Raw genomic sequence first — 12,041 nt, 5'->3', positions numbered from 1 at the left:
TCAGGAGGAAGATTCATCCATTAATTAATGGAATTCACAGTTACGTTCGCCAGAGAGTAGATAAACAAAGGTGCTCCTGTAAGAGGTACGCTTACAACTCCCGAAACTGCAGCGATATATTTATAACTTCCATCAATGCCAACAATCGTTACTCCTGGTTCAGTCGTCTCAATAACGGCTGTTCGTGAATTGGTACTTGTTGTTTGCCAACTGGCATCCCATAAAGATGTGATGTATCTATTCTTATTCTCATCCCAGAATTGATAGCCATAATAAGGATTAGCAATGCCTGGTACCACACCTAGATAGTTTGCATTTTTTAACACTCTAATCAAAGTGTAGTAACCGTAATAACTCTCCTTAGGCTTACCATTCCAGTCGATCAATCCTAAGTTATGCTCCAAGTTATTCGTCTCCGTGCCATCATCGGCAAAATCGTACCAGTGCATTGTACGAATTCCGTTTGCAATGGCATGCATATAGGCTCTAGCCAAATAATTACGTTGGGTCGCACGATCAACTTTTTTCAAGTAGCTTCCGCCTGTGTAAGTGCTCCACCCTAATTCCGTAATAACAATGGGTTTGTCTCCATCACCGTGGCTCGTCATCGTGTCTTTCAATTCCTTCAGCGTGTCGAGTAGCTTCTCTGGAGTACCTTGATCAAGTCCAGGGACGGCTGGATATTCATATTTGACATAAGGATGAACATCCATGACATCAAAATAGGTCTTCACTAAAGCACCATTCTGCCCATCCGAATTATAGAAATCGTCCAGCCAATTCAAACCTTTGGTCGCATCTAAACGATCGAGACCCGCAAGTGCAGGCTCTACAAGTAAGCTCTTGCTGCTGATAGCTTTCAAGCTCTCATGGTTTATTTTGAGTTGATTTGCTACAGAAGCCGGATTTCGATTGGCAAGATCAGGTTCATTGTAAGTAGAGAATGTATAAGCTCCTCCATTATTATCCGCTTCAACAAAGCTCGGTCCATGATAGAAGTAGTGGAAATTCAATCCACTTTTACCATACAAGGTTTTCATTGCAGCACTGTGATCCCACCATCTGTTCTTGTTGATACCTCCAAGATCTCTAAGCAAACGCAATTTCGTCATCAAAAAGATATCTTCTGTCTCACCATGGTGTATATAGTTTCCTCCCCCATAGGGAGCGTCATTGATGGCGAATATATCTCCGACTTTATCACCTCCAAGCACAGATGGTGTTGTTACTTTCAACGTCTGCACATCACGCCTTTCAACACCAGTCGATTGAAAGGGGGTCACTGCTACATAATAAGTCGTCTCGGGCTTCAAGGCGAAATAGGGTAGAAATTTACCTAATTGTTCAATGGACTTTGCCTCAGCTGTAAACTTAGGCTTTAATCCTAATGTACTAGTAAAAGGAGCGGTCTCCACGTAGACACCATATTTGTTCACATTATTAACTACACTATTGTAACTGGACCAATCGAGATACATCGTGCTGTAATTTTTGAGATTAGCCGTGAACTCTACTTGATCCGGTGTTGCCTGCTTAGGAAGTGACGCATCATAAAGCTTCCACCCCCAAATGGCGATTTCTCCCACCGTCAGGATCTCCGAATTATTCGCGTTATGCATAATGATTTTGACATATTTGGCAAACTGACCAGGAACGCCGTAGCTTGGTGTATTCACGAACACATTGGCCGTACGGCTGCTTGTATTCGTAGTGTAACTGAGGGATGTGTAATTCACACCATCTGTGCTGACGAGAACTTCATACCCGTCCATGAACTTATTCCCCCCCGATGCCAAGGTCCATACGTCAATTTTCCCAATTTGATATACATCGTTTAAGTTAAATACAACTGCACCGAATTTCCCTTTGGAGCCCCAGATCGAGTTGGTCGTTGAAGCTGCATCGGATTCCGTGCTAGATCCGTCGATTAAATCCGGCTGTCCCCCTACCGTGTCATTCTTGGATCCATCGTTATCAAACTTGATTAAATCGCCATCTGTGATGAATGGATTCTCGGTTAACCACGTGTAAGAAGCACCTGTTGCAATTTTCGGCTTGGACGTATTGTAGGTACCGGAAGCTCTCAAATAGTTATTACTGAGTATCGCCATAGGCTCAAGTGCATCTCCATAAACCGCCACTTCACCTAGCCTCATGACTTGCTTGTTCGGATCTTTATGCATAATAACTTTCAAATATTGCGCACTGACAATAGGCTTAATGGCAAGTGAAACAGGAGCAAAACCCGAATCTGGCGCATTCGTGTTCTCCTGAATCCCGACCCGATTGTAAGTTAAACCGTCATAGCTGGCGTATACCTCTAACTGATCCATATAACTTTGATTGTTCGTGTCCGCCCATACGGTAACTGAGGATACTTTAAATACGGATTTCAAATCATATAACAGCGTTCCGTAAACCGCCGCTCCTACAACACTCCCAGTTGAATTGCTGGCATTCTCATCTGGGCCGTTACCACCATCCGACATATCCGGTGATGCGGATTCATCTGATGCAAGGAGACCTGGATCCGTCGCATGGGTCCCTTCGGACAGCCAAGTATAAGACGCACCTGTTGCAATTGCTGGCGCATCTGCCGAAAACAATTCACTTCCAACAGCGTTCCCACTTAGCAGCTTTTGATTGACTGCCGCCTGTACGGTTTGACTAGCGGGGATCACTGCGGAAACCAAGCCAAGAAGATTCACAAATGCACTTATCAGAGCACAACTCTTTTTCATAATACGCATGGCAAAGCTCCTTTCTGGATGGTTATATAGTGGGTCGGTACACCATCTGAAAACAATAGTTACCGACCCCATTCAGAATTACATTAACAACAGCCCATAAATGATTTTTGCAGCTTGTGCACGTGTCGCATTCGTATCCGGTGCGAATCGATTCTCAACTAAACCGTTAATGATACCAGCCGCTTGCATCGACTTAACCGCTTCCTGAGCATAAGAGTCAATGTCTGGCTGATCTTCGAAACTCACAGGATCGATCAATGTCCGCAGCTCAATCTCTGCTAACGTAATTACTCTAGATGCCATAACCGCCATATCTTGTCTTGATATGGGTTGATTGGCACCAAAGGACCCATCCTCATACCCTTGGATGATTCCCAACTTTTGTGCGCTTGCCACTGCTTTGAAGAACCAATCGTCTTTATCCACGTCGCTGAAACTCGTTGTAGCATCCGCTTCTGTAAGATCGAAGGCATTCATCAGCATCTGAATGAACTGGGCCCTCGTAACCTGTTCATTCGGAGCAAACCGATCACTTTCAAAACCATTTACAATCTCTCTTGCTGCCAATGCTTCAATGCTGTTTTGCGCCCATACGGCTTCCTGAAGATCGGCGAAGGTCACGTGCGTATACAAGGCTGTATATGAGCTAAGATGATTTGTCGTAAAAGTTACTTGACCTGTTGCGGCATCATATTTCCCATTCTTCACAACTTCAAGCGTCTGACCATCTCGGATGTGATACACAATGACTTGATCACCGTTCTCGTCAGGTGCGAGCGTATAGTCCATTGATATCTGAACCGCATCTCTGCGGAAAAACGAATGCATGTTAATCCCGTCAAGGATGACATTAAAATCATATACAGCTTGGTTTCCTATGCGGGAATCCGCCGCTCCAGTAAGAGCATCTGAACGAACCGCCTCCACAACAATCTCCAAAATAGCTGAGTTCGGATTCACTTGGTCAGACAGCGCATCAGGAGTCAAAGCTATCGTCGCCGAACCTGTTTGGAATTGGATTTTTTCGATATTATTCTTTTGAGCTGTGTCAAGAATGGATGCAGGGAGCTTAATCTGAAATTTCTTGGCACCTGTCACTTTCGCAATATCGATGACAAGCGTTCGATCAGAAGATAGTGCTCCTTCTATCGCTTTCTCCAAGGAAGCCATAGTTACTTTAATCTCAACCGTTCCGTCTTGATTCAGCACTGGGTTTGTAAAGCGGATCGTTCCAGCCTGAACCTCAGGAAGATCTGGCGCTGGCATCCATGCTCCTCCGCTTGAAGGCACATTACTTTCACCTGAAGGTAACTGAATGGTTACTCGACTAGTCGCCGAATAGCTGCCATCAACGGTCGTCACACGAATCGTTGCCGTTCCAGCTGAGACGCCTGTCACCGTTGCTTGCAAGCCATAGACCTCTTGCGATACGCTGGCCACCGCTGGATCACTGGATGTAAACTGAACCTGTTTGTTTGTTGAATTACTCGGAAGTACAGTTGCATTCAGAACCATGGATTGCCCTTTGTTCAAAATCGCTGTCGTTTGGTCAAGCTTCACGTCAGTAACCTTTACTTCTGGCGCATTGATTTGGCTGAATATCAGATCCTCAAATAACTGCGTGTTCTTACTGGAACCAATACCGCTCATGTATTCAAGCCAACCTCGGCGGGTTGTTCCATCATTCTCATTGATGAGCATGGAAAAGCCAAAAATGTCTTTGTCCGTCACCGTTCGACCTGGAGACAGCAGCTCTGTCCAAGGAATCGCAAGCTCATAGGTAGTAGCGATAGCGCTTCGATAAACAGCTGACTGCACAGTCGTCATTTCCCCAATAGGTTTGCCGTTAGCCGCGAGCCATCTCCAAACCATCGGACCTTGTTCTCCAAGTGCAATGCCGAACTCATTGTTGGCTGCGCTACCGACTCCGCCTTCTCTTCCCGTATCAATGGCGAATTGGATGCTATCCCCTTGCCACAGATCACCGCCAGCTCCAACTTGATAATGCTTGTTGTCTTGAACTTCCATGCCAAAGTAAAGCTGATTCATATCCCATTTCAGGAAGCCTTTGCCGCTTAAATCAGCCTCACCACCCCAGTTGGCTATGTTTTTAATTTGATCTGGTCTGTTAATGACGATGGGCATGCTATTGCTCCAGCTTTCCTCAGATAGCTTGCCATCGATAATTGGCGCTGTCTGGTCGTTTACAGCTGCAATAAAATTAAACGGTCTTTCCACAATCTTCGTAAATCCGCTATCTAAATCAATCGATAATTTCAATTTAGCTCTTGCTTGTTCTGGAAGAGCGGTAATCGGCATGGTGATCTTCGTAATTTCACCTGGCAATAAGCGATTGAAAGCAATTGGGCTTCCTTGACCTAGGCCTACATATACCGCATCCGTAACTGTAACGGTACCGTTTAGCTCTTTGTCAGCAGTCGCATTCTCTACATAGATAGCCGCATTCCATTCATTCCATTTTCCAGGCACTGCAACCTCAGGCACAACACGAACTTTGACGGTCTCTAGTACGTTGACCTTCAATTTCATGGCTGCAATGAGTGACGTGCCCGAGATAACTTGAATCGTAACCTCATGCACCTTTTCTTCCGCGTTAAGAGGGATGGCGATAGCAACCGGAATCGCCGTTGTTCCTGCAGTAAAGCTTGCTTCACCTTCGAGTTTCCATTCACTGGATGGACCCATGAGTTGAATCTTTCCATTCAGTTCTGCTCCCAAGCCAGAACGTTGAATAACTGTATGGAGCGTATCGCCACGTCTTACATCCACCGAAGTGTTTTTTAGTACAAAGGAATCATCAATCGAAGAGATTTCCAAGCCCGTTCTCGAGTATATGAAAACAGGAGCACCACTAATTGTTAAGCTCGCAATCCCATCATTAACCGGTAAGTAAGAGTAACTCCCATCAATACCCACAACAGTAAGGCTGGTATCCTTCGTTTGGAAAGTGGCTGTTTTGGTCGATTCATCAGCAGCCCACAGCGATGTAATGTACTGATTTTTCCCTTCATGCCAATATTCATATCCATAATACGGATGATCAACATTCGCTTTGGGTCCAATAAACTTTGCGTCTTTCAAAACTTTTGCCATCGTATAGTAAGCATAATAGCTTGGCTTCGGAACGCCATACCAATCGATTAAGCCTAGATTATGTTCCAGATTCGTCGGATCGACTCCGTCATCTTGGAAATCGTACCAATGCATTCGCTTAATATCGCCAGCAATGGCATGCATATAGGCTCTAGCTAAGTAATTACGTTGAGTTATCTTATCCACAGGGCGAAGATAGCCGCTTCCTGTATAGGTGCTCCATCCAAGTTCACTGAATATGACGGGCTTATGCTGATCGCCATATTTAGCTTTCAGCGCATTGATTTCATTTATTTTCCCGATTAGCATTTCAGGGGCACCTGGAACGAGACCTGGCAGACTACCTTCATGATTCTTTACATAAGGATGCACATCAAGAACATCAAAGTACGTTTTTACTAAAGCGCCATTTTGGCCATCGGATTTGTACAAATTCTCAAGCCAAGTCATACTTGCTGGCTCAGTCCCGCCTAAAGCAGGCTCAATAAGTAAATTTCGGTTGTCCACTGCCTTCAGGCTCTCGTGGTTTTGTTTAAACTGTAAGGCTAGTGCTGAGGGATTCGTCCCTTTCAGATCGGGCTCATTAACGGTAGAGAAGGTCCAGGTCCCTTGCTTATTTTCCATCGGTACATCTTGAGGTCCATGGTAATACGTGTGGAACCCGATTCCGTATGTATTAGAGAATGCTTTAACCCAAGAATCATGGATCCACCACCGATTAAAATTAATCCCTTCAATGCTTCGCATGAGCATAAGCTTACGGATGATATTCTCTTCCTCTTTATCCCCGTGATGAACATAGTTTCCTCCACCGTAGGGTGTATCATTAATGGCGAAAATGTCCCCAATCTTCTCCCCGCCAAGGACACTAGGCGTCGTTATTTTAATCGTGCTGACATCCTTACGTTCACCCGAAGTTGTGCTTGTAGGCGTTACAGCTATGTAATAAGTCGTCTCTGGCTCTAAGGATGAAACGAGCAGGAATTTCCCCTTCTGTTCGGCTGACCCATTTTCCGCTGTCACCCGAGCGGCCAGCCCATTCGTCGATGTAAAGTCATTCTTCTGTATATAGATACTGTATTTATTCACCTTATTGACCACCGAATTGTAGGCTGACCAATCTAGATACAACGTGTTGTAATTTTTGATCGTAGTGATGAGTTCAACTAGATCCGGCATGTCTTTCTTCACAAGTGCCGCATCATAAAGTCTCCACCCCTTAATCGCAATCTCTCCAGCAATTAACCGATCGGAATCGTTGGCGTTATGCATGACGATTCTGACATATTTGGCGTGCTTGCCAGGGATGCCGTAGGAGGGCGTATTGACCATCGCATCTGAGTATCGATTGTTCGGATTGGCCGTATAACCACTGGAGAAATAGTTGATGTTATCCACGCTTAACAGAACCTCATAACCATCCATGAAATTTCCGCTGCTCGCTTTGGACCAAACATCAATCGAAGAGATTTGGTACACATCATTTAATGTAAATGTGACGGTTCCATATTGACCTTGCGAACCTGCCGTCATGCTGGCTGTTGTATCCGCTGTCCCCTCTGTGCTCGAGCCATCAATCAGATCAGGCAAGCCGCCTGCACTCCCGTCATTCTTCGCTCCAGCCTCATTATCCGTTGCAATTAATCCTGCCTGTGTCACAAAAGGCTGCTCCGTATTCCATCTATACGTTGCTTTCGTATCCAACTTCGGCATCCCCGTTGGGTAGTAACCACCGGTCTTTAATTGATTATTACTTAGAATCGCGGGCTCCTGAACAGCATCACCCCAAATGGCAATTTCTCCGATGCTCATCATAAGCTTGGCTGGATCTTTATGAAGCACAACCTTTACATATCTTGCATATGGGGCAGGTTTCATATCGCTGCTCACAGGCACAATGCCCGCATCATTCCCATATACACTCTCCGTTACCGCAACACGATTGTAATTGATGCCATCGAGACTTGCATGAATCTCTATCTGTTTCAATCCGCTTGCAGCTGAAAATTCTGACCACACCTGCAAGGATGTTAGACGGTTTACAGTTTGCAGGTCATAGACCACTGTTCCATAAGCTTCTCCAGTTTGACTAGCCGAACTGACAACGCCTACAGAACCGTCCATCAATTTACGAGCAGCCAAAGGATCTGAAGCGACAAGATTGGATTCAGTTGCATAAGGCCCATCTTGCTGCCAGGTATATGAGGCTCCTGTATTCATGACAATTGTATTCGCAGGGAACAATTCACCTAGCCTATTACCGCTCAGCAACTTCGATGAAACGGATTCAGCCGCTAGTGCGGTCATAGGACTCATCGAAGCAATACCCAAACCTTGTATGAAAACGATCATAGCGAAAAGGATGGAACTTATTTTTTTTAGACGTTTCATCACAGAACTCCCTTTCTCGAACGATTGGCCTGACCGACATGTCATTTGATCAAACAGTTATATCAACCCACGTTTTCACACGTCCTCTCTGGTCAATGATCACAACTGGATGCTGAAATTAACTTAGTCAAATACGGACAAAATCACAAGAGACACTTTTTATATGACGTGGCATTTCTTTCGATCCTGTTGAATCGACTATCATTTAGCAGATTGCTTATGCTCACCTTAAAAGATGTAACTTGAAGCATGATGAGGTCACTCCATTTAACATAAAAAAGCATTCCGAGCAGGGGGAAATCCCTGCACCAAAATGCTTAATAGCTTAGTTCGGATGAATATCGTTCGGCTTCAATGAAATCGACAACTGCTGTGTTGCACGATCGGCAATATCGTCAACATATCTCGCCGTCACTTGGTCAGCTTCTTCCAATAATGTTATTTGAGGATGTACCCCTTCCAAGTCGCCAATGGATAGGGAGAAAAGAAATGCTGCTTTGTTCAAAGCCATAAAGTCTATCGTGCGTTTCTCTCCACGATGAATGATCAAGTCAAGCCCGTATATGTCTTCTTCTTTGCTTATTTCCCAATCCCAACCTGCCAATGAGCTGGACAACTCTTCCTCACATGGTGATCGATTTTCTTCCGACTCCTCAAAGACGGCATACACACTTTCGAACCGCAACACCATTTCATCAATGATCACCTGCGCTTTGGTACCTTTCTTTTCTAGCCTTACTCGTTCCAAGCAACCGCCAAATTCCATACGAATCCGGAAATCAGTCGCTGCTATGTTCCCTTGGATACGATCCAAATTGGGATGTGTATCCCCGCCATTCGTTAGAAAATTCACTCCGAGCAGCAGTTGACTGCTGCTTGCTGCCGTTTGGAGTACTGCTGAGCAATAATCATATCCGTCATGCAAACAACGCATTTGCAGATAGGTGCTATGTTCGCCATTATCGAAATACGCCACCATCCCTCTTGTTTGATTCCACATGATTTCATGACGAAACACGCCGATCGTATACGTTGGAGTAAGAAAAGTGTCTGCCCACTTCACAAAGCCAGTCTCCTCATTTCGATAATAGATCTGACTGAGATCACTTTTCTTTTTCCTAGTAAATAGCTGCACATAAGGTTCCGGGCATTGAATTCCGCTGCCAAACCATTCTGAATCATATTCTAAATCCCACTGGTTTAAAAAAACAATTTGGTTGCTTGTAGCTATCTGCAGGAATGAAAGCGCTCTATTATTCAGTAATGTACGATAGCTGCGGCTGTGTGGGCCTGCCCATTGCCTAGAGCTCGGATGATAGTGTTCCGCAACCATTCGCCATACCAAATCCAATAATTCAGTGGCGATGGACTTTGCGCGAGAATGGGTTGAATATGTATGAATTTTTGACAGCTCTACAATGGCAATAATGGAGTACGCTGGACTGTTGAATTCTTGAAATGTCCCTAACTTTGCTGTATAGCGCTGAAGCTTTTCCAATCGATCCAGCCCATAATCGGCAAAATCCTTCCGTTCATACAACTCACCCGCAATTAAAGTCACAAATGCTCCCATGATCGCAATATTCGTATAATGAGGACCAACATCCCGTTTGATAATGGCGTCACAGGCACAACAGACCGCTTCATGGATTTGTCTCTTCAACGATTCAGGCAGCTTATGACCATGGCGCAGCATCGCTAGTAACAGTTCTTTTCCGCAAAAGTCAGCCCAATTCCAATCAGGCGGTGCCATCTGTGCCAGTGGTTCTTCGTAAAACCAAGGCCAGATTCCGTAGGTATCATGACTCTTTTCACTATCTTGTAAGGTTAACACACGAGCTATAATATCGCAGGCCCTCTCCTCATATTCCGCTATTTCCGTATTTAACAAACCAACCGCATAGAGCAGTGAAGGATAAGTCGGATGAATCGTCGGGTGATCCTGAGCTGTTAATGAGGTATGATACCCTGGACTATGAAAGGGGCGGCGAAGCATACAGATCTGTGGATCATAATCACTTTCTTTCGAGCTAATGGCCTTTATCAATAACTCTTTATAATCAGAATTCTGCACATGTACGTTCATGTTGGGAAGTCCCTCCTTTAATAGAATAACAATGGGAAGGTCAGCCTGCATAAGCAAGCAGCCTTCCCAAAGATTCATTTTTACACGTGTATTATTTCAAAAACTCTTTGTTCTTCTCATACCATTCTTGAGCCAGCTTCTCCACATTTTCCCCGCCAAGTCGCTTCCATTCTTTGCGAACTTCTTCCATCGCAGTTTCTGGGGTTGAAGCATTGCCGCCAGTTACGGCTTTCACCTCAATTTGCGTTGCAATCGGATGGAATGTTGCGATTAATTGACTGACTTCTGGAAGATCCGGATTAAAGGCAATGTCTCTGCGATATTTATTTTTGAGGGCTACATTCAAAGATTGTGTCTTTATTTTGGCATATTCTTGGGATACAGCATCTTGCGCAGCCATGACCGGGAACCACTCAGGTACTAAGCTAAAATCAGATACGATTGCGTACTCATACGCGTAAGATACTTCCTTACGGGATTTATCAGCATTAAGAACTTGAGGAATCTTCCCATCCAACAGTTTATAGTGAACGTTTTCCTCACCGTACTTCAGTGACATATCTCCTTTTTCCATCATCCAATCTAGGAATTTAACAGCTGTTTCAATTTTATCTTCCTTCATCTTGCTGTTAAAAGCGACAAGAATATTCGCCGGTAGCTCCTGATACAATCCATTTTTTCCATATTTACTAGTTACCGGCTCTAACGGAACCATCTTCGCATCCGGCACATTTTTCTTTAGATCTAAAAATTCATTTTGCATATTCCAAGAACTCATATAAATACCTGATTTGCCCGTCGTCCACAATTGACGCGCTCGCTGGAAGTTGCTATCCGTGATATATTCTTTATCCAACAACCCTTGGTCGAATAACGATTTCTGATAAGCAATGGAATCCTTGTATCGATCCAACGTTCTACCAAATTTCATTTTGCCGTCTTCCAAATACCATTGATTCTCATTCACCGAAAAGAAGGCTCTAATAATTTGCACAGCATTACCATTGAACGCAATAGGTACGGTATCTGCTTTACCATTGCCGTCAGGGTCCGCATCTTTGAATTTCTTAGCCACTTCAATCAATTCTTCCGTTGTCGTTGGTGCCTTTAATCCGAGTTTATCTAACCAATCCTGACGGATCCACATGGCATGGTTGGCAATACCATCAATACTTCTACTGCTGGTAATTGCATACATTTTACCATTAATGGTCATTGCAGATTTCAGCTCAGGATGCTCTTGCAGATACTTTTTCAATGTCGTACTGTACTTCTCAATATAGCTATCAATGGGCTGAATGGCACCTTGGTTTGCTAATTGAGCAATATAGTTGCGATCATACTCCCAGATGAGATCTGGCGCACTGCCAGAAGCAACCAGGGTGCTTAACTTCTGCTGAGCCTGCGCTCGGGGAACTGGAACCCAGCTCACTTTCGCAGGGGAATTTTCATTGATCCATTTCGTCCATCGGTTATCCTCATAGCTGCCTTCTTCTGCGGCTACTGTGCCTCTGTCAAACGTGGAAATGCTGATTTCTTTCTTCGGTCCTACCGGTGTTGTCGCAGCTGATGCACTGCCTTGTGGTGCAGTCGAGCTGCTTTCGGTCGTTGCCGTATTCGAACTACAGGCAGCCAGTACCGCCAAAGACAAGCTTGCAGCAAGAACTGGTTTCCAAACATGTTTCGACTTTTTCAATGAA

Annotated in this window: 4 protein-coding genes; all 4 read right to left on the bottom strand. The window is 44.6% G+C overall.

Features of this window, described 5'->3' with window-relative positions:
* Positions 1–20: 20 nt before the first annotated feature.
* Positions 21–2,750, bottom strand: a complete 2,730-nt coding sequence (locus AC58QO_RS05920; RefSeq protein WP_497264315.1) for a hypothetical protein — start codon at positions 2,748–2,750, stop codon at positions 21–23.
* A gap of 78 nt (positions 2,751–2,828) precedes the next feature.
* A complete protein-coding gene (locus AC58QO_RS05915) occupies positions 2,829–8,255 on the bottom strand; it encodes an S-layer homology domain-containing protein (protein WP_497264313.1) in 5,427 nt (1,808 codons plus the stop codon).
* Between the two features lie 325 nt (positions 8,256–8,580).
* Positions 8,581–10,341, bottom strand: coding sequence for a DUF8769 domain-containing protein (locus AC58QO_RS05910; protein ID WP_497264312.1), 1,761 nt, complete (start codon positions 10,339–10,341; stop codon positions 8,581–8,583).
* Between the two features lie 91 nt (positions 10,342–10,432).
* Positions 10,433–12,037 carry an extracellular solute-binding protein gene (locus AC58QO_RS05905; protein ID WP_497264310.1) on the bottom strand — a complete coding sequence of 535 codons (1,605 nt, stop codon included), beginning with the start codon at positions 12,035–12,037 and terminating at the stop codon, positions 10,433–10,435.
* Positions 12,038–12,041 lie beyond the last annotated feature (4 nt).

Source organism: Paenibacillus sp. J31R30, from assembly GCF_059692115.1.
This window is presented reverse-complemented; position numbering and strand designations above follow the sequence as displayed.